This window comes from Streptococcus mitis, from assembly GCF_001579045.1.
GTDB classification, from domain to species: domain Bacteria; phylum Bacillota; class Bacilli; order Lactobacillales; family Streptococcaceae; genus Streptococcus; species Streptococcus mitis_D.
In genome coordinates, this window is sequence record NZ_KQ970262.1 from 572589 (window position 1) to 591520 (window position 18932).

Annotated in this window: 19 protein-coding genes and 2 pseudogenes; 2 read left to right on the forward strand and 19 right to left on the reverse strand. The window is 42.1% G+C overall.

All coding sequences use genetic code 11. The annotated features are described in order from the left end of the window. The 3 genes and pseudogenes from murB to budA all read right to left on the reverse strand — a co-directional run. Positions 1–204: pseudogene (murB, locus tag SMIDD28_RS05850) on the reverse strand (UDP-N-acetylmuramate dehydrogenase); the annotation flags it as partial. 115 nt (positions 205–319) lie between these two features. Then, a complete protein-coding gene (locus SMIDD28_RS05855) occupies positions 320–1072 on the reverse strand; it encodes a YhfC family intramembrane metalloprotease (protein WP_061425235.1) in 753 nt (250 codons plus the stop codon). Between the two features lie 9 nt (positions 1073–1081). Beyond that, the gene (gene budA / locus SMIDD28_RS05860; RefSeq protein WP_061425236.1) at positions 1082–1813 is read right to left on the reverse strand and encodes an acetolactate decarboxylase; all 732 of its coding nucleotides are present in this window, start codon (positions 1811–1813) and stop codon (positions 1082–1084) included. Between the two features lie 129 nt (positions 1814–1942). On the opposite strand from budA, the gene SMIDD28_RS05865 reads away from it, so the two are divergent. Next, positions 1943–3214 (forward strand): aminotransferase-like domain-containing protein, encoded by a 1272-nt coding sequence (locus tag SMIDD28_RS05865; RefSeq protein ID WP_061425237.1) that lies wholly within the window; start codon positions 1943–1945, stop codon positions 3212–3214. A gap of 217 nt (positions 3215–3431) precedes the next feature. Here SMIDD28_RS05865 and SMIDD28_RS05870 read toward each other — a convergent pair whose 3' ends face one another. From SMIDD28_RS05870 to SMIDD28_RS05920, 11 genes and pseudogenes are all read right to left on the reverse strand, one after another. Further along, on the reverse strand, positions 3432–4247 hold the full coding sequence (locus tag SMIDD28_RS05870) for an ABC transporter substrate-binding protein (RefSeq protein ID WP_061425238.1): 816 nt from the start codon (positions 4245–4247) through the stop codon (positions 3432–3434). Between the two features lie 158 nt (positions 4248–4405). Then, positions 4406–5059, reverse strand: a complete 654-nt coding sequence (gene phoU, locus SMIDD28_RS05875) for a phosphate signaling complex protein PhoU (RefSeq protein ID WP_000946458.1) — start codon at positions 5057–5059, stop codon at positions 4406–4408. A gap of 11 nt (positions 5060–5070) precedes the next feature. Then, a complete protein-coding gene (gene pstB / locus SMIDD28_RS05880; RefSeq protein ID WP_060628585.1) occupies positions 5071–5829 on the reverse strand; it encodes a phosphate ABC transporter ATP-binding protein PstB in 759 nt (252 codons plus the stop codon). A gap of 12 nt (positions 5830–5841) precedes the next feature. Next, positions 5842–6645, reverse strand: a complete 804-nt coding sequence (pstB, locus tag SMIDD28_RS05885; RefSeq protein ID WP_061425239.1) for a phosphate ABC transporter ATP-binding protein PstB — start codon at positions 6643–6645, stop codon at positions 5842–5844. A gap of 10 nt (positions 6646–6655) precedes the next feature. Then, a pseudogene (gene pstA / locus SMIDD28_RS05890) lies at positions 6656–7540 on the reverse strand (phosphate ABC transporter permease PstA). Beyond that, entirely contained in the window at positions 7530–8447 is a 918-nt protein-coding gene (gene pstC, locus SMIDD28_RS05895) for a phosphate ABC transporter permease subunit PstC (RefSeq protein ID WP_001070903.1), read from the reverse strand. Before pstC ends, pstA begins: the two are co-directional and overlap by 11 nt. Further along, a complete protein-coding gene (locus tag SMIDD28_RS05900) occupies positions 8447–9325 on the reverse strand; it encodes a phosphate ABC transporter substrate-binding protein PstS family protein (RefSeq protein ID WP_020903179.1) in 879 nt (292 codons plus the stop codon). The genes pstC and SMIDD28_RS05900 overlap by 1 nt, the downstream gene beginning before the upstream one ends. A 220-nt stretch (positions 9326–9545) precedes the next feature. Beyond that, positions 9546–10850 (reverse strand): RsmF rRNA methyltransferase first C-terminal domain-containing protein, encoded by a 1305-nt coding sequence (locus SMIDD28_RS05905; protein WP_061425240.1) that lies wholly within the window; start codon positions 10848–10850, stop codon positions 9546–9548. After that, positions 10851–11624 (reverse strand): inositol monophosphatase family protein, encoded by a 774-nt coding sequence (locus SMIDD28_RS05910; protein ID WP_061425241.1) that lies wholly within the window; start codon positions 11622–11624, stop codon positions 10851–10853. Then, the gene (locus SMIDD28_RS05915; protein ID WP_061425242.1) at positions 11614–11892 is read right to left on the reverse strand and encodes a UPF0223 family protein; all 279 of its coding nucleotides are present in this window, start codon (positions 11890–11892) and stop codon (positions 11614–11616) included. Before SMIDD28_RS05915 ends, SMIDD28_RS05910 begins: the two co-directional genes overlap by 11 nt. Next, the gene (locus SMIDD28_RS05920; protein WP_061425243.1) at positions 11892–12293 is read right to left on the reverse strand and encodes a Spx/MgsR family RNA polymerase-binding regulatory protein; all 402 of its coding nucleotides are present in this window, start codon (positions 12291–12293) and stop codon (positions 11892–11894) included. Before SMIDD28_RS05920 ends, SMIDD28_RS05915 begins: the two co-directional genes overlap by 1 nt. A gap of 211 nt (positions 12294–12504) precedes the next feature. On the opposite strand from SMIDD28_RS05920, the gene SMIDD28_RS05925 reads away from it, so the two are divergent. Then, positions 12505–13671 (forward strand): IS30 family transposase, encoded by a 1167-nt coding sequence (locus SMIDD28_RS05925; protein ID WP_061425290.1) that lies wholly within the window; start codon positions 12505–12507, stop codon positions 13669–13671. Between the two features lie 377 nt (positions 13672–14048). Here SMIDD28_RS05925 and SMIDD28_RS05930 read toward each other — a convergent pair whose 3' ends face one another. From SMIDD28_RS05930 to SMIDD28_RS05950, 5 genes are all read right to left on the reverse strand, one after another. Further along, on the reverse strand, positions 14049–14666 hold the full coding sequence (locus SMIDD28_RS05930; RefSeq protein ID WP_061425244.1) for a TIGR01906 family membrane protein: 618 nt from the start codon (positions 14664–14666) through the stop codon (positions 14049–14051). After that, positions 14656–15429, reverse strand: a complete 774-nt coding sequence (locus SMIDD28_RS05935; protein ID WP_061425245.1) for a TIGR01457 family HAD-type hydrolase — start codon at positions 15427–15429, stop codon at positions 14656–14658. Before SMIDD28_RS05935 ends, SMIDD28_RS05930 begins: the two co-directional genes overlap by 11 nt. Before the next feature lie 9 nt (positions 15430–15438). Beyond that, the gene (locus SMIDD28_RS05940) at positions 15439–16176 is read right to left on the reverse strand and encodes an acyl-[acyl-carrier-protein] thioesterase (RefSeq protein ID WP_061425291.1); all 738 of its coding nucleotides are present in this window, start codon (positions 16174–16176) and stop codon (positions 15439–15441) included. 4 nt (positions 16177–16180) lie between these two features. After that, positions 16181–17311: a radical SAM family heme chaperone HemW gene (gene hemW / locus SMIDD28_RS05945; RefSeq protein ID WP_061425246.1), complete on the reverse strand. Its 1131-nt coding sequence runs from the start codon at positions 17309–17311 to the stop codon at positions 16181–16183. A 174-nt stretch (positions 17312–17485) separates the two neighbouring features. Then, positions 17486–18932 (reverse strand): YPDG domain-containing protein (locus SMIDD28_RS05950; RefSeq protein ID WP_196756363.1); only part of this gene is annotated, 1447 nt, incomplete at its 5' end.

Consider the following 18932-nt stretch of genomic DNA (forward strand, 5'->3'; position numbering starts at 1 on the left):
ATTGCTAGCATTTCCAAGAACCATCCAAGGGATATTTTCTTGATTAGCAAATTTAACAACGCGCGCCAACTCAAAACGATTTCGTGGAAAGACCAGATAATCAGCCTCTCCACCTACTTTTGTATAACTATAGCTATGCAAAGGTTCCTTAAAACGGATATCAATTCCTTCTAAGATTTCAAGCATTTTTTCTTTTACTGACATGATACTCTTCCTTTTACAAAATTCATTCCATTATACCATTTTTAGAGACATTTGACGACCCTAAAAAAAATCTCGTTTGGTTTTTGCATAAGAAAAAGAGGTTCCCCCCTTTTTCTTATGATTTTTTGCAAAAGATTGCCTTGGTTCCATAGGCGACTAGAACAAGTTCAAGTGCTAGGACAACTTCAACCAAGACTGGACTTGTAATCCATCCTACTTGAGCTAGAGATGGAACAAGGTCAAAGAAGGCATGTAGTCCATAGGCCGCTAGGAGATAAATCCATTTCTTCTGGCGAACAGCTTGGTAAACCCAAACAGTCAAGAGTAATTGGAAACCTAGCGCCAAGATTCTCTCAAAACCAAGCAAATAAATCTGCCAGACAGATAGCGACTGGATAGTTTTCAACATATTTTCAGACAGCAATTTCAGGATCTGTGGATTCTGAGTTTGAACTGCCGAAAGAACTATGTAGAGATTGACGAGGCTAGTAACACCTAAGAAAATCAATTCCAAACCACCATGCCCCAATCCATAAGCAAGGGCATCTGATTTTTCCAAGTTTCTCTTTTTCTTCAACCATTTGAAGAAAATAAGACGAGCTGTTTCCTCAAAGAAAGCCGCCATAGCTAGGCCATAGACAATATAAACCAAGGGATGGTCTTGTAAAAGGGCAATACTTCCATCTTTTTGAGGATGAAGAACTATGATATGAATCAATTTTTCTAGAATCTGTGAAGAGAGAAAGAAGGCAACAGCCCCCAAGCCCAAGACAGCTAGATTAATCTGGTATTTCTTTTTGGCATACCAAATGCTCCCTATCAGAAAAGTCAGCAAAAACACAATGGTAATAATGATATGAATGGTCATTTTCTTCTCCTATTCTGCCTTTTCAATATCTTTTTTCATCTCGTCAACATTGAACTTAGCAAACAAGTATTGACGGTCTTGGACTGGGAAACGTTGGTCCAACTGATCAACTGCTCCCACCTCGATAATCCCTTCCTTGATGACAAAGTCCATGACATGTCCACCGAAAGTCAAATCATCTGAGATGAAGTGCAGATGGTAGCCTGCCACACTGACCCCATGGAAAATCTCAGGAGTCCAGAAACCAACGATGGTTCCCGCCACATTGTCACGACTATATTCCGGTTGATGGGTTGCGACATCAGCAAACTTGGTATCTGGTGTCGACTTGGGAATCATGCGCACATGCATATGTGAAAACTCCCCACGAATCTTGATAGAGCGGAAAAGATTTTCCCCATCATAATATGACTCGATTCGTTCTTCCAATTCCTTGTCTGTCATCTCAAAGCGCTGACGGAAAATGACCTCTGCCTGATGCGGTACTACTGCTGCATAAGGAATAAGGGCATCTGGTGATACTTCTACAATTTCTGGTTGCTCTCCTGATCCCTTAGCTTGATATGCCTTGCCATCCAAGACAATCAATTCTCCATCAATGGAATCCAAGGTTCCTAAACCAAGGTCACCATGCTTAAGTAATTCTCCCACAGTCATGGTTCCACCATAAAGACCAGCCATCAAGGCTCCTAGGGTATTGTATTGAAATAATTTCACTGGTTCCTGCACGTTCTTATCCATTCTCTTTCTTGTCTGTTATACTCCTAAGTATACCACATTTGCCCCTAGATGTGAACGAGAGAAACACCCTAGACATTGCCAAGAAAGAAAAAAAAGGGTACAATGTAACAAAATCAAGGGAGGTCTGGAATGAAGAAACTAAGCAAGTACCAAGAGGTTGTTTCCTATCTGAAAAACGGTATCGAGTCTGGACGTTTTCCAACGGGAAGTCGCCTGCCTTCTATCCGTCAACTGAGTCTTGACTTTCACTGTAGCAAGGACACCATTCAGAGAGCCCTTCTGGAATTACGGCACGAACAATACCTCTATGCCAAGCCCCAGAGTGGCTACTATGTATTAGAACAAGGGCAACATCAAGACCTTGAAATCGAGGTTACCGATGAACATGCCAGCGCCTATGACGATTTCCGACTCTGTGTCAATGAAACCTTGATTGGCCGGGAAAACTACCTCTTCAACTACTATGATAACCAAGAAGGATTAGAAGACCTAAGACAGTCCATTCACAAACTCCTCTTTGACCAAGCTCTCTACTGCAAGACAGACCAGTTGGTATTGACTTCTGGGACCCAACAAGCCCTTTTTATCCTTTCTCAAATATCCTTTCCTAGCCAAGCCAAGGAAATCTTGGTGGAACAGCCGACCTACCATCGGATGAATCGCCTCTTGATTGCTCAAGGTCTGGACTATCAAACGATTGAACGAGGCATTGATGGGATTGACTTGGAGGAACTGGAAGGCCACTTCAAAACAGGAAAAATTAAGTTTTTCTATACCATTCCTCGATTTCACTATCCCCTTGGCCATTCCTATTCTGAGCAGGACAAACAGACTATTCTTGACTTAGCTGCCAAGTATGGTGTCTATATCGTAGAGGACGACTATCTGGGTGATTTGGACTCCAAGAGGGGCCAGACCTTCCACTATCTGGATACAGAGGAACGGGTCATTTACATCAAGTCCTTCTCAACCAGCCTCTTTCCAGCCCTGCGAATAACAGCACTCATCCTTCCAAATGCTATCAAAGAAGCCTTTGTGGCCTACAAAAATATCCTAGACTACGACAGCAACCTCATCATGCAAAAGGCCCTGTCACTCTATATTGACAGTCAATTATTTGAAAAAAACCGGCTAGCTCGCTTATCCAATCAGGAAGCTTACCAAAAACAAATCGAGGAAAGACTAGCTAACACTCCTTGTCCCCTTCCTCATTTTCCCCTACACGATGGTATATTGCTTGATCTCAGACGATACCCTAAAATTGCCAGTCTCAAACACAGCCAACTGGGCTTGGATTTCTTTGAAGAGGCTTACTTGTGTGCCTGTCCTTATCAATTTGCCAAGGTGTCCTTAGACAATCTGGAAAAGGTTTTAAACTATTTAAAAGCAGAATTGGATTGACTTCCAACTCTGCTTTTTTCTTATACTCTTCGAAAATCTCTTCAAACCACGTCAGCGTCGCCTTAGCGTAGATATGGTTACTGACTTCGTCAGTTCTATCCACAACCTCAAAACAGTGTTTTGAGCTGACTTCGTCAGTCTTATCTACAACCTCAAAGCAGTGCTTTGAGCAGCTTGTGGCTAGCTTCCTAGTTTGCTCTTTGATTTTCATTGAGTATTATTCTTCAACTTCTGTTAAGGTTGCCGCTTTTTCAAGATATTTTTGGTAGGTACCTTCATCCTTGAGTTTTTGGATGACCTTGTCCACCACTTCTTTCAAATCAGCACTATTTTTTCTAAGGGCAACTGCATTAGCTTCGCCATCCTTCATCTTCAAGCTGACAGTTGCGACAGCTAAGTCGGCGTTTTTAGCAGCATAGCTAAGGGCAACAGGCTCATCCATGTGAACAGCATCAACTTTTCCAGCCTGCAATTCATTAACTGCTTCACCCATATTGGTTAGGGAAGTTAATTGAGCTTTTGGCAATTGTTCCTTGACCATAGCTTCTGGAACAGTCCCTTTTTGGGCTGCAATATTAGCACTTTCAAGGCTAGTTAAATCCTTGTATTTTTCTACATCAGACTTACGAACCAAGAAACTAATCTTGTTTTCATAGTAAGGAATTGAAAAATCAAATACTTCTTTTCTCTCATCAGTAGCGCTAATTCCTGCGACCGCTAGGTCAGCCTTACCAGTTTGAAGACTGGTCAAGACATTGTCAAAACTCATGCTTGAAATTTCCAACTTCACCCCAAGTTCATCAGCGATAGCTTGGGCCATATCAATATCCGCACCGACTACCTGGTTTTTTCCGTCAACCAAAGATTGAAATTCAAAAGGTGCATAGTCAGGACTGGTCGCTACTACCAATTTCCCCTTTTGCTTAATGGCCTCAACAGCTGACTGAGAACCATTAGAACCCGACTGGCAAGCCACTAAGAAGAAACTTGCAAGAAAACTACATAAAACAAATATCCATTTTTTTGATTTCATAAATAAACAACCTCTCTGTTAATTTTGTATAATTATAACGCTATCCATCTTACTTGTCAAGTGTTTTTTTGAATTTTTATCTCAAAAATATTTTTTTCATTCAATAAAAGGAGCTATCAATTGATTTCAAGCTCCTTTTTATACAGAATGAACCTATTTTATAGTTCGACAATCTTACCTGTTTCAAAGTAAACAACCCATTCACAGATATTTTTGGCATAGTCTCCAATCCGTTCCAAGAAGGCAATCACTTGGAAATAATCACGACCTGTAACAATGGCATCAGGATTTTTCTTGATCTCTTCTGTAGCCAAGTCACGAATGCTATCAAAATAATGGTTGATTTTTTCATCCATGGCTGCTACTTCATAGGCCTGATCAACTGAACCATTCAGATAGAGTTCAAGGGCTGCTTCAACGAAGTTCTTGACATCGCGACCCATTCTCTTGATTTCTTCTTCAACAGCTGGGATACGTTGCTCACCCTTCATACGAATTGCCGCCTTGGCAATGGAAACGGCATGGTCCCCCATACGTTCCAAGTCAGATACAGCCTTCAAGACGGTTAGAACTGTACGCAAGTCTTGAGAAACTGGTTGTTGAAGGGCAATCATTTCAAATGATTTCTTCTCCAATTTCACTTCGTATTCATTTACTTCTGCATCGTCTTCGATGACTTCCTTAGCTAAATCACGGTCATGCGTAACAAAGGCACGCACTGTCCGATTGATTTGGGATAGCACTTCTTGTCCCATAGCATAGAACTGGTTGTGCAATTTCTCTAAATCTTCCTCAAATTGAGAACGTAACATCATTTATCTCCTTATCCAAATTTTCCTGAAATATAATCTTCTGTTTCCTTGTGTTGTGGGTTTAGGAACATCTTCTTGGTATCGTTAAACTCAATCAAATCTCCATCAAGGAAAAATCCTGTCTTGTCAGAGATACGAGAGGCTTGTTGCATGGAACGTGTAACCAAGAGCATGGTGTATTTATCTTTTAGACCATACAAGGTTTCCTCAATCTTACCGGCCGAGATAGGGTCCAAAGCTGAAGTCGGTTCATCCAAGAGAATGATTTTAGGACTGGTTGCCAAGACACGGGCAACACAGACACGTTGCTGTTGTCCGCCTGAAAGCCCGATAGCTGAATCATGTAGGCGATCCTTGACCTCATCCCAGATAGAGGCTCGTTGTAGAGCTTTTTCTACCGCTTCATCCAGAACCTGCTTGTCCTTCACTCCATTGATACGAAGCCCGTAAACAACATTTTCGTAGATAGACATAGGGAAAGGATTCGGTTGTTGGAAAACCATACCAATTTCCTTCCGCAATTCAACTGTATCTGTACGTGGACTGTAGATGTTGTGGCCGTTGTAAACCACCGAACCAGTTGTAGTCACCTCTGGATTAAGATCCCCCATGCGGTTGATAGCCTTGAGAAGGGTTGATTTCCCTGATCCAGATGGACCGATCAAGGCTGTAATTTCCTTAGGTTGGAAAGATAGGGAAACACTATTCAAGGCCTTTTTCTGATTGTAGTAAACGGACAGGTCTGATACCTGTAAAATCGCTTCTTTCATACTGTTTCCTTTCTATCCAAAGTGTCCTGTTACGTAGTCATTGGTTGACTGTAGTTTGGCATTTTGGAAAATATTAGAGGTCTTATCGTACTCAATCAAGTCACCCAAGTAGAAAAACCCTGTGTAATCACTAGCACGCGCAGCCTGCTGCATACTGTGGGTCACGATGATGATGGTAAAGTCCTTCTTCAATTCCAACATGGTTTCTTCCAGCTGGGCTGTCGCAATCGGATCCAAGGCTGATGCCGGCTCATCCATCAAGAGGATATCTGGTTTAACAGAAATAGCACGAGCAATACAGAGACGTTGCTGCTGACCACCTGATAGGGTCAAGGCCGACTTGTGCAAATCGTCTTTGACCTGGTCCCAAAGGGCAGCTTGACGAAGAGAGGTTTCCACAATTTCATCCAAGACTTGCTTATCCTTAACTCCTGCACGTTCATGGGCAAAAGTGATATTGCGGTAGATAGACTTAGCAAAGGGATTTGGGCGTTGGAAGACCATTCCAATGTGCTTACGCATTTCATAGACGTTGATTTCTGGACGGTTGACATCAATCCCTTGATAGAGAATTTGACCTGTTACCTTGGCAATATCAATGGTATCATTCATGCGATTGAGACTGCGGAGATAGGTTGATTTCCCTGAACCAGATGGGCCGATTAAGGCTGTAATCTTATTTTTTTCAAATTGCATATCGATGCCCTTGATGGATTCTTTTTTACCGTAGTAAACATGTAAATCCCTAGTAGAGAGGGCCACTTTCTCTTCAGGAAAGGTGATGATATGCTTTTCATCCCAATTATATTTTGACATGGCTTCTCCTTTAGGCAGCGGTTAATTTCTTATGTAGGTAACTTCCGAGTTTGCGGGCTCCAAAGTTAAAGATGAGAATAAAGATGAGGAGCACGGCTGCAGAACCTGCTGATACAATGGTGCCATCAGGAATGGTTCCTTCGCTATTGACTTTCCAAATGTGGACAGCCAAGGTTTCTGCTTGACGGAAGATAGAGATTGGGCTTGTTACACTGAGAATATTCCAGTTAGACTAGTCAAGGGCTGGAGCGGATTGTCCTGCAGTATAGATAAGAGCAGCCGCCTCACCAAAGATACGACCAGAAGCCAAGACAACCCCCGTTACGATACCTGGAAGAGCTTCTGGAATGACCACATGGACCACTGTCTCCCAACGAGAAATTCCAAGGGCCAGACCAGCTTCACGCTGGGTATGGTGAACGTGTTTCAAGCTGTCTTCAACATTACGAGTCATCTGAGGCAGATTAAATACTGTCAAGGCCAAGGCACCTGAAATGATTGAAAATCCATACTCAAACTGAACTACAAAGATCAAGTAACCAAAGAGACCCACAACTACTGATGGCAGTGAAGACAAGATTTCAATACAGGTTCTGACAAAATTGGTCACAGGACCTTTTTTGGCATATTCAGCTAGGAAAATCCCAGCCCCCATAGATAAAGGAACAGAGATAATTAAGGTAATAATCAGAAGGAAGAAGGAATTATAGAGCTGAATTCCAATCCCTCCACCTGCTTGGTAGGAAGATGATTTGCCAGTCAAGAAAGACCAAGAGATGTGGGGTAAACCACGAACCAAGATATAAAGAATCAAGGATGCCAAGATGGCAACGATGATTCCTGCAATCGAGTAGAGGACAGCTGTTGCAATTTTATCTAATTTCTTAGCGTGCATAGTTTTTCTTTCCTCTTTCTTTCGTAATCAATTTAATCACACTGTTGAAGGCCAGACTCATCAAGAGCAATACTAAGGCCAGTGACCAAAGTACGTTATTATCAACTGTACCCATGACGGTATTTCCGATACCCATGGTCAACACAGAGGTCAAGGTTGCAGCAGGTGTTGTCAATGAAGTTGGGACAACGGCTGAGTTTCCGACCACCATCTGAATGGCCAAGGCCTCACCAAAGGCACGCGCCATCCCAAAGACCACTGCAGTGAAAATCCCTGAACGCGCTGCCTTCAAAGTCACGCGCCAGATAGTTTGCCAACGAGTGGCCCCCATAGCCAAACTAGCTTCGCGGTAGTGACGAGGCACTGCACGCAAGCTGTCCGTTGTCATAAAGGTTACTGTCGGTAAAATCATGACAAAGAGAACGAAAATCCCTGACAAGATCCCAAAACCAGTTCCACCAAAGACACTGCGGACAAAGGGAACTACGACCTGCAAACCGATAAATCCATACACGACTGAAGGAATCCCGACCAGCAATTCAATGGCTGGTTGCAAGATTCTAGCACCTTTTGGTGAGACTTCAGTCATAAAGACTGCCGCACCAATGGCAAAAGGAGTTGCGATAAGGGCTGATAAGATTGTGACAATAAAGGAACCCAAAATCATAGGAAGGGCACCAAATTGTTTACCTGAAGGATTCCAAGTTTGGCCAAAGAGGAAATCAAAGATATTGACTCCATTTACAAAGAAGGTCGACAAACCTTTTTGGGCTACGAAAATCAAAATCATGGCCACAATGATAACAATCAAAGACAGACAGGCAAAAGTCAAGCCTTTTCCAAGTTTCTCTAAACGAGAGTTCTTTGAGGGAGAAAGTAATTTTTTAGCTAATTCTTCTTGATTCATTAGTGACTCCCTTCTAGTGCTGTCACCGTTCCTACAGCATCTTTTTCAACCTTCATTTCCTTGACAGAAATATAGCCCATTCCCTTAACGATTCCGCTTTGTGCTTCATCTGAGAGGACAAAGTTGAGGAACTCTGCCACCAATTCATTTGGTTGACCTAGGGTATACATGTGTTCATAAGACCATAAAGGCCAGTTATTGCTTGTAACATTTTCTGCAATCGGCTCATAGCCATTCAACTTCATGCGTTTAACCGAGTCATCCACATAGGCAAAGGCTAGGTAAGAAATGGCTCCTGGTGTCTGGGAAACAATGTTTTTGACCATCCCATTTGAATCCTGTTCTTGACTCTGCACGGCAGATTGACCATCCATGATAACACTATCAAAGGTTGCACGCGAACCTGAACTTGCCGCGCGGTTGATAATGGAAATGGCTAGATCTTTCCCGCCGACTTCTTTCCAGTTGGTTACTTGGCCTGTGAAGATACTACGGAGTTGTTCAGTTGTCAGATTTTCAACATCAACTTCCTTGTTCACAATAACTGCCAAGCCCGCTACAGCAACCTTATGGTCCACTAGAGCGGATGCGTTGATACCGTCTTTTTCCTCGGCAAATACGTCTGAATTTCCTACATCAACGGCTCCAGACTGAACCTGAGACAAACCTGTACCAGATCCTCCACCTTGGACGTTGACTGTTTTTCCAACGTGCATAGAGCCAAATTCATCTGCTGCTGCTTCGACCAAGGGCTGAAGAGCCGTTGAGCCAACAGCTGTCATGGATTCTCCACGATCAATCCAGCTAGCACATCCCGCCAAAGAACCTGCTAGCAAGAGAGCTGCAAGGGATAGAGCGAGTTTTTTCCTTTTTTTCACTGTTTTTCTCCTTGAAAATAATGGTGAATGCTGTGAATTTTTTCAACTATTTATTTATGTTTTTCTTTTGAAAATTGGGAGCCAACTGAAGTTCTTTGCTTAGTTTTACTAGTCATTTGCTCAGTTACCTTGCCCACCAATTTTGACTGAAAATGAAAGACAATTTGAAAAAAATCCATACTTCCACTATAACATAGACAAGCTACTTTGACTAGCATTTTCACTTGAATCTGAGACCTTTTGGAAAATAATTTTTCAAAATATTTCCAGTCACCTTAGCAAAGCCCAACCCATTTCCTTGAACCAAAACTTGGTACCAACCATTTGGCAGACTTTCCACCAGCTGAACGGTTTCTCCAGCCACATACTTTACAAATTCCTCTTGGTCAATTTCAACCGACTGCTTGACCTGACTCGGTTTCAAGGCTAGACCAAGAGCAAAACTAGGCTCAAAGCGTTTCTTCTTAAAGGTCCCTAAATGCAGTCCATTCCGAGCAATCTTGAGTTTCCCTAAATCTGGCAAAAGTTCTGGCAGGAGATAGAGTTGGTCACCAAAAGTCTGCAAGATTCCTCTTAGATTGACCTTCAAATGTTTTTGGGTAAATTCTTGCCACAAAGTAAGCTGTTCACGACTGAGATTGCTCTTACTTGCCTTAAATTTAGGAGCTGGATTGTTACCCTTAAACTGTAGATGGGCTACAAACTGACCCTCTCCCTTAAACTGATGAGGGTACATCCGAGCTGTTTCTGGCAGGTCAATTCCAGCCACCATTCCATTGATATGCTCTACTGGCAGCAAGTCAAACTCATACTCTTCCAGCAGCCAATTGACAATCTCTTCGTTTTCCTCAGGTGCCCAGGTACAGGTTGAATAAACCAGACGACCACCATCAGCTAGCATGGTTACCGCATCCTCTAGAATTTCTCTTTGCAAGCTAGCACATTGACTCGGATAATCTAAGCTCCAATAGTCCATAGCATCTGGTTGCTTACGAAACATTCCTTCACCCGAGCAAGGAGCATCAAGGACAATGAGATCAAAATAGCCCTTAAAAACCTTGGCCAAGCGGTCAGCAGATTCATTGGTCACCACGACATTTGTCGCTCCAAAGCGCTCCATGTTTTCTACTAAAATCTTAGCCCGTTTGCTTGAAATTTCATTGGAAACAAGGAGACCCTCCCCTGCTAGATAGGCTGCCAGCTGAGTTGATTTTCCACCCGGTGCAGCAGCCAAATCCAAGACCTTCATTCCAGGACTGGGCTGGGCTACCTGAGCCACCATCTGGGCAGCGGGTTCTTGCGAATAAACCAAACCAGTAGCATGCTCAGGCGATTTCCCTGAAACCTTCCCATAGTGACCCCAAGGAGTTTGAGGAATGGGATCAGAAAAGGAAACTGGCGCTTCTTTTAAAGGATTAACCCGAAAGGCCGAAACCGCTTCCTCCTCAAAAGAGGCAAGAAAATCTCTTGCCTCATCTCCTAGTATCTCTTCATATTTTTCAACAAATCCTTCTGGAAATTGCATTTAAGTTCTTTTCCTTTCGTAAATATAGGACTGAATTTCCTCCTGCATCTCAAGAGGCACCATCATGACCGGCTGTCTGGTTTGAAAATCAGGAGCCTCACCAGATAGGGTCACAACCCGATAGCCCAGACTTTCCCCTAAAATACTAGCCGCAGCATAATCCCATGGTTGCAGATAAGTAACATAGGTCAGCAAACGCCCTGACAAAATCTTGGCAAAACTAATGGCCGCACTCCCATAGACACGAACACCGAGAACGGCTCGACTCAAATCAGCCAGCCCCCATTCATTGGTTTCCAGCATGCCACTATTTCCCGCAATGAGAAAATCTCTAAGTGGTTTGGCTTTAAAGGGAGCTAGAGGCCTATCATTTAGACAAACTGGAAAGGCTCCACCACCGTGATAACAATCCCCCTTGACCACATCATAAATGAGACCAAACTGTCCCTGACCATTTTCAAAATAAGCCACCATAACAGCAAAATCTTCCTGCTGGGCTACAAAGTTATTGGTCCCATCAATGGGATCAATGATCCAAACCTTGCCCTCTTGAACTGAAGCTCGCAAACAACCCTCTTCAGCACAAATCTTATCCTCAGGATAACGAGACAAAATCTCACTAACCAAGAGTTCCTGAACTTCTTTGTCCAGTCTGGTCACCAAGTCTGTTGGAGAGGACTTGGTTTCAACACACAAGTCTTCCTGCATGTGGTCAAGGATGTACTGCCCAGCCTTCTTAACAAGCTCTTTGGCAAATTCAAATTTACTTTCCAAGAGAAATCTTTCCTTCCCCTTTTTCCTTGGCAGCCTGAACTGCTCGGTAAAGCGAATAGCCACTAACTGTTTCAAATTCTCGTCCCAAACGTTTCTCTTCACTCTTGCTTGGCACGACCGATTTGAATCCCTTATAGGAATCCAGTAACTTTTGAGCCTCTACCTTGCCTTCATAGGCAGCTTCAACATCATTAAAAAAAGAAAGCACTGAAGCAAGTTCTTCAGTGCTCCACGACAAATCTAGTGGGTAACTATACTGTTTGTTCATTAACTAATACCAGCTCTCATTCTTGCTTCTTTTAGTTCTTGCTTACGGTAACTACGAGGGAGAAAAGCACGAATCTCATCTTCATTAAAACCGATCTGCATACGTTTGGCATCGATAATAATTGGGCGACGCAAAAGACTAGGATACTGCTCAATCAAATGAAGCAATTCCGATACCGAAATATTCTCTACATCAATATTCAATTTTTGAAAAATTTTTGAACGAGTTGAAATGATGTCATCAGTACCATTTTCGGTCAAGGAAAGGATGTGTTGCAATTCTTTTCTTGTTAAAGGACTAGTCATAATATTGTGTTCCACAAAGGGAACCTTATGTTTTTCTAACCAGGCCTTAGCCTTACGACATGATGTACAGCTCGGTGATAGAAATAGTGTAATCATGCTTTTCTCTTCTTATCTATACTTTGCTATTTCTATTATACAAAAAAATAAAGCGCTTGACTAGGGATTTTTAGAAAAAAAAGCCTATTTTTTCAAGAAGGTAACTTCTCAAAGTAACTTCCACTTGCCTAACCGAAGTGGAAATTAGTCTAAAATGGATTTTTATGGTGGAATTAAGTATGAGACGTTTGAGTTAGAAATGAGGTCTACTATGACAAAACATAAACACCTTACCCTTTCAGACCGTAATGATATCCAATTAGGCTTAGAGCGCGGTGAAACCTTCAAAGCTATTGGAAAATCCATTCTAAAAGATCCGACAACTGTCTCCAAAGAAGTCAAACGAAACAGACAAGTCCGAGAGTCTACATGCGATAACCTTCCTTGCACTTTACTCGATAAGGCTCCCTTTGTCTGTAATGGATGCCCTAAAAGAAGACAAAACTGTGGCTATAAGAAGATCTTCTATCTCGCTAAACAAGCTCAAAAACAGTACGAACAAACTCTTGTTGAATCTCGTGAAGGGACTCCCCTTAATTCCAAGACCTTCTGGGACATGGACAAAGTCATTTCTGATGGTGTTAAAAAGGGACAACACATCTATCATATCCTCAAAACTCACAATCTTGATGTCAGCTCCTCAACTGTCTATCGACATATCCGAAAAGGATACCTATCTATCACTCCTATTGATCTAGCCAGAGCCGTTAAATTCAAAGAAAGACGGAAAAATAAACTACCTTCCATCCCTAAAGAAGCTAAAAAAGGCCGTTCCTATGAGGATTTCCAAAACTATTTAGTCCTTAATCAACTAGACTCTTGGCTGGAAATGGACACAGTTATAGGCAGAATGGGAGGTAAAGTCCTACTCACCTTCAATTTATCTTTCTGTAACTTTATCTTTGCTAGACTGCTGGGTAATAAAACTGCCCTTGAGGTTACCAAACACCTCTATGATATTAAGAACACCCTTCATGAAGCTGACAAAGACTTCTTCCAACTCTTTCCTATCATTCTTACCGATAATGGTGGAGAGTTTGCCAGGGTTGATGACATCGAAATGGATGTACGAGGAGAGAGTAAACTCTTCTTTTGTGATCCTAATCGCTCTGACCAGAAAGGGAGAATTGAGAAAAATCACACACTGATTCGAGACATTCTACCTAAAGGAACTTCTTTTGACAACTTAACTCAAGAGGACATCAATCTCGTTTGTTCTCATGTCAACAGTGTCAAACGTGCTGCTTTGAATGGAAAGTCAGCCTATGAGCTCTTTGCATTTACCTATGGAGAAGAGATTCCTAAGCTTCTAGGTATTTCTAAAATACCTGCAGAAGACGTCTGCCAGTCGTCTAAATTACTCCAACATAAGTTCTAAAAACTAACCTTTAACCGCATTCAAACGTCTCACACTAACTTCCACCATAGCGGAACTTAATCTGAAACGCTTTCAGATGAGGGGATTTTGTGCGCTCTTTTTTTCGATTTATTTTGGCTACAAAAGCAATAAAATCAAGCATTAGTAAAACCAGTGGAACTTACCCTGACACGGATTTCCACTGGTTTTTACGATTTTTATCAGACTAACTTCCACTTGTACTAGCGGTGGAACTTAGTTTGGGAATTTACCTTTTTTCAAGAAAAATAGACTGTTTGCGAACGACTGAGGTAAGGTAGATTTAGTTAATTCACTCTTGACAATAGTTTTGAATCACATACCTAACTTATTTACTCAAAATAAGAACAGCTTTAGTATTATTTCCTACGGCTTTTCAAGTATAGAAAACCAAAGAAGCTCTCATAAAGGGCAAAAAAGAGGAGGAAGTCATGAAGGAAGAAGGTCTCTGGCAAAATCAGAATAACCGGATCCTTGGCTGGATCAAAAAGCCAGGTATCATCTCCCACAAATAGAATTTGATGGAAAAGGGTAAAGAATTGGTCAAAACCAATCAAAACTCCCCCAAGACCAATCAGAAAAGGTAAAACTACTAGAACTAGGAGACTTTTACGATAGAGAGACAAGAAGCCCTTTTTCGCAATCCTATTGACAAAGAAATAGAAACTTGGCAGTGTCACTAGGGCTACTAGTTGAACAAAGTGAAAGAGGTTCTTGACCACCGCAAAGTGGTGCAGACCAGCTGCTGACGAACGAAAATCAGGCATCTTCAAGACCTGACTAAAAGGATTGGTCAGATAATTCATCAAGATATGAAAGTTGTATTGAATGGTTTCTGGTTTTAGATAAACTCGATTTGTTAAGTTCAGCCACTTGATTTCCAGCGGATAAAAAATCCAAGCCAGATAGATGGTCAGAAGGATTGAGAGGGAGAGGAGAAAGAGCATAGAGCTCCAAAAGGTCAGTTTAGTTTTCATCAAAGTTCCACTCCGCAAGGCTAGAAACCACATGAGTCGGTGCGATTGGCAGGTCTGCTACTTCTTCTGCCTTGGTAAAACCTGTCGTCACCAAGAGCGTTGGAATGCCATTATCAATCCCAGCTCGAATATCAGTCAAGTAATTGTCCCCAACCATGATTAATTCTTCACGTTCCAAACCTAAGTGCTCAACCGCCTTATCCATAATGATGGCATTTGGTTTCCCAATATAAACAGGCTTCACTCGTGTTGCCACTTCAAGAAGGGTAATCAGTGAACCAGCACCAGGCAAAAGACCGCGTTCTGTCGGGATATTGAGGTCAGGGTTGGTTCCGATAAAGTGAGCACCCTTTTGAATCGCAAGAGTTGCTGTGGCAAATTTTTCATAGTCAACTTGCCAGTCCAGGCCTACTACCACATAGGCCGGATTTTCCTTATCTTCGACATAACCAGCCGCCTTGATGGCTTCCTTAAGCCCTGCTTCTCCGATGACATAGACGGTCTTTTCAAGCCCCAAGTCGTTCATATAGTCGATAGTCGCCAAAGTCGCTGTGTAGACAGTCGATAGGGGCGTATCGATATTAAAATTCTGAGCCAACATCTCCTGAACACTCTTAGGAGTACGGGTTGTATTATTTGTTACAAAGAGGTAGGGAATATCACGCTTTTGCAATTCATGGACAAAAGCTTCTCCTGCTGGGATTCTGTCTTTCCCCTTATAAATGGTTCCGTCTAAATCAATTAAATAGCCTTTATATTTCATACTTTCTCTTTAATCCTTTTTTATTTCTTGCCATGTGATGATTGCTTGGGCATTTGTAGCACCGTCACTTGTAATTTCATGCTTGCTTTTCAGTCCGGTTCGTTCAACAGCCGATGTAATCACCCCACCTGGTCGAACTTCCTTGACATACTTGAGATTGATTTTCTTGGGAATATACTGGGTCAAAAAATCAGCTCCCATGACCTCAAAAATCCAGTCCAAGTATTTACTGTTATTGACATGGCCATTCATATCTAAATCATAAAAACGGACATAGTAATCCTTACTGATTGGCTCTTCCAAAGATTCATACTTTGGCCCACGGATAAGTTTTTTATCAAACTCAGACTGGTAAGGATCCACAATCTCAGGTTCTACTGCATGGACTTTTCGACTGTCTCGGTCCATGAGAACAAAGGTCGCCATCATGTGAATGAGCTCCTGCCCCGCTTCATCATAAATGGTAAAGCGACGATAGCAAAAGAGTCGATTGTAGCTCAGGGCTTCCGTTTCAATAGTGATTTCTTCCGCAAAACGAGGCAAACGAACCACCTCAATATCATAGTCTGTGATAATCCAGACCAGATTATAGTCCTCCAAAATAGCCTTATCACTAACTCCCAACTCAATCGACTGCATCCCTGAAACTTGAAGGGATAGCAATATCACATCTGGAAGTTTGATATGACCGTTCATATCAGCCATATCAAAAGGAATTTTCATTTTCATTTGATAAGTTAAGCCCATCATTCTACTCCAAAATAAATCGTTCTGCTACGGTGTCTCCTAAAAAGAGACCTCTTTTTGTCATGCGCAAGCGGTCACCCTCTATTTGCATGAGACCTTGTTGAACCAAGTCCTTGACAATTTCTCCATAAAGTCCATCAAAAGACCGTCCAAATTTTTCCTCAAATCGCGCCATGGAGACTCCTGATTTCTTGCGGAGGCCCAAGAACATTTCCTCTTCCATTTGCTCCTTTTGACTCAGGTGCTCTTCTGTGATGCGAGCATTGCCTTCCTCAACTGCATTGAGATAATGACGAATGGGACCATGATTCTTATAGCGCACTCCATCTACATAACCAGATGCCCCAGCACCGATGCCATAGTATTCAGCATTGTCCCAGTACATGAGATTGTGGCGACTTTCAAAACCAGGCTTGGAGAAATTGGAAATCTCATAATGCTCAAAACCAGCTCGCTCTAGCTCTGCGATGATGTACTCAAACATCTCAGCTTCCAGTTCCTCCTTAGGCAGAGGCAATTTCCCTCGTCGCATACGGTTCATAAAGACCGTATGATTTTCTAAAATCAAGCTATACAAACTCATATGGGGAATATCAAGTCCAATGGCCTTAGCCACATTTTCCTTGACCTGCTCCATGGTCTGACCAGGCAGTGCATAAATCAAATCAATAGAGATATTGTCAAAACCAGCCAGTTTCAGGCGGTCGATATTTTCATAAATATCCTTCTCCAAATGACTGCGCCCAATCTTTTTCAGCATCTTGTCATCAAAGGTCTGCACACCTAGCGAAACACGATTGACAGCCGAGTTTTTCAAAACGGCTATCTTATCCGCATCCAAGTCGCCTGGATTGGCCTCAATGGTCAACTCTTCTAAGACAGACAAGTCCAAGTTTTTAGTCAAGTCCTTCAATAACACCTCCAGTTGAGAAGCTGACAAAGCTGTCGGCGTTCCACCACCGATATAGAGGGTTCGCAACTTTTGAATATCATAAGAACGAAACTCTTCTAACAGATGCTCTAAATAGCTATCAACTGGCTGATTTTTGATAAAAACCTTTGAAAAGTCACAATAATAACAAATCTGGGTACAAAATGGGATGTGCACATAGGCTGACGTTGGTTTCTTCTGCATAGTCTTATTATACCACAAAAGCGAACAATACTTAGAATTCCGTTTAACAAAATCCTAGCATTGTTCGCTTTCTTTATCTAAACATTCTTTGTATTTTATGACGAACACGATTCCCAGAATCAATCTAGTTTGTCTTTACAATACAAAAGAATGATTGTTCATTTGACTAAATTTTTAGTCTTCTTTTTTCTTTCCAAGAGCAAGTCCGAGACCACCTAGCATACCAAGAAGTCCTAGAGATGCAAGAGTCGCATTTGATTCTGTTCCTGTATTTGGCAATACATTTTGAGAATCATTTGATTTAGCTCCACTATCATTAGTAGTCTCAGTATCTACCTGATCTGCATTTGGAGTGACTGCATTTGGAATTGGAGTTGGAGAGGTTGGTGAAGTTGCAGGTGTGTCTTGAACAGAACCTCCATTAGTAGCAGGTTTGACTGTTACATCACCCGTTTTTGGATCTTGTTCCAATTCTACCGTCGGTGTAAGTTTCGCTGGTGTTGTTACCACTGGTACTTCTACAGTTGGTTTGCCTGGTTCTGTTATCTTAGCTACTCCTGGTACTTTTCCATCTGGTAAGTCACTATTTGGTACTTTACCTTTTCCATCTTGTCCAATGATTACGACAATCGGTGTTCCGTTCTTACCTGGAATTTCTACCTTAGTTCCTGGTGGATATGTTGATCCATCCGGTTTCTTAGGTGTTACTGTTACATCCCCTGTTTTCGGATCTTGTTCCAATTCTACCGTTGGTGTAAGTTTCGCTGGTGTTGTTACCACTGGTACTTCCACTGTTGGTTTGCCTGGTTCTGTTATCTTAGCTGTTCCTGGGACTTTTCCTTCTGGTAAGTCATTGTTTGGTACTGTTCCTGTTCCGCCTTCTCCAATTGTTACGACAATCGGTGTTCCGTTCTTACCTGGAATTTCTACCTTAGTTCCTGGTGGATATGTTGATCCATCCGGTTTCTTAGGTGTTACTGTTACATCACCAGTCTTAGGATTTTGTTCCAACTCTATCGTTGGTGTCTTACGCGCTGGTGTTGTTACTATTACTTTTACAGGGACTTCTTCTGTTGAACCATCTGGATATCTTACTAGAACTTTCCCTGTTACTTCGTCACCTGGGTTTTTATCTGATGGAATGGTTACCGTTACTTTTCCTTTGTCATCTACTGTGACAACACCTGGTGTTAAGCTTGTGTAAGTTGTGCCTGCTGGAATTGTTTTTCCGTTTGCCTCACTTACTGGAATTTCTACTGATGCTCCTGGTTTGCCATTTCCGTCATTGTACTGTGGTGTGTAATCATCTTTGTCTTGGTTGATTACTGTTACACTTACTGGTACTTCTTCTTCAGATCCATCTGGATAATGTACTAGGACTTTTCCTGTTACTTTATCCCCTGGATTCTTATCTGATGGAATAGTTACCGTTACTTTCCCTGTAGTTCCATCTACTGTGATGATTCCTGGTGTTCCACTTGTGTAAGTTGTTCCTGATGGAATTGTCTTACCGTTTGCTTCACCTACTGGAATGTCTACCGATGCTCCTGGTTTGCCTTTTCCGTCATCATACTTCGGTGTGTAGTCATCTTTATCACGGTTGATGACTGTTACACTTACT

Excerpts from the sequence above, each read along its gene's own strand:
- SMIDD28_RS05870 (WP_061425238.1), bottom strand. The coding sequence starts at position 4,247 with ATGAAATCAAAAAAATGGATATTTGTTTTATGTAGTTTTCTTGCAAGT.
- SMIDD28_RS05940 (WP_061425291.1), bottom strand. The coding sequence starts at position 16,176 with ATGGGCTTAACTTATCAAATGAAAATGAAAATTCCTTTTGATATGGCT.
- SMIDD28_RS05925 (WP_061425290.1), top strand. The coding sequence starts at position 12,505 with ATGACAAAACATAAACACCTTACCCTTTCAGACCGTAATGATATCCAA.
- pstB (WP_061425239.1), bottom strand. The coding sequence starts at position 6,645 with ATGTCAAAATATAATTGGGATGAAAAGCATATCATCACCTTTCCTGAA.
- budA (WP_061425236.1), bottom strand. The coding sequence starts at position 1,813 with ATGGATAAGAACGTGCAGGAACCAGTGAAATTATTTCAATACAATACC.
- SMIDD28_RS05865 (WP_061425237.1), top strand. The coding sequence starts at position 1,943 with ATGAAGAAACTAAGCAAGTACCAAGAGGTTGTTTCCTATCTGAAAAAC.
- phoU (WP_000946458.1), bottom strand. The coding sequence starts at position 5,059 with ATGTTACGTTCTCAATTTGAGGAAGATTTAGAGAAATTGCACAACCAG.
- SMIDD28_RS05915 (WP_061425242.1), bottom strand. The coding sequence starts at position 11,892 with ATGAACAAACAGTATAGTTACCCACTAGATTTGTCGTGGAGCACTGAA.
- SMIDD28_RS05905 (WP_061425240.1), bottom strand. The coding sequence starts at position 10,850 with ATGCAATTTCCAGAAGGATTTGTTGAAAAATATGAAGAGATACTAGGA.
- SMIDD28_RS05855 (WP_061425235.1), bottom strand. The coding sequence starts at position 1,072 with ATGACCATTCATATCATTATTACCATTGTGTTTTTGCTGACTTTTCTG.
- hemW (WP_061425246.1), bottom strand. The coding sequence starts at position 17,311 with ATGCAGAAGAAACCAACGTCAGCCTATGTGCACATCCCATTTTGTACC.
- SMIDD28_RS05930 (WP_061425244.1), bottom strand. The coding sequence starts at position 14,666 with ATGAAAACTAAACTGACCTTTTGGAGCTCTATGCTCTTTCTCCTCTCC.
- pstC (WP_001070903.1), bottom strand. The coding sequence starts at position 8,447 with ATGAATCAAGAAGAATTAGCTAAAAAATTACTTTCTCCCTCAAAGAAC.
- SMIDD28_RS05935 (WP_061425245.1), bottom strand. The coding sequence starts at position 15,429 with ATGAAATATAAAGGCTATTTAATTGATTTAGACGGAACCATTTATAAG.
- pstB (WP_060628585.1), bottom strand. The coding sequence starts at position 5,829 with ATGAAAGAAGCGATTTTACAGGTATCAGACCTGTCCGTTTACTACAAT.
- SMIDD28_RS05920 (WP_061425243.1), bottom strand. The coding sequence starts at position 12,293 with ATGATTACACTATTTCTATCACCGAGCTGTACATCATGTCGTAAGGCT.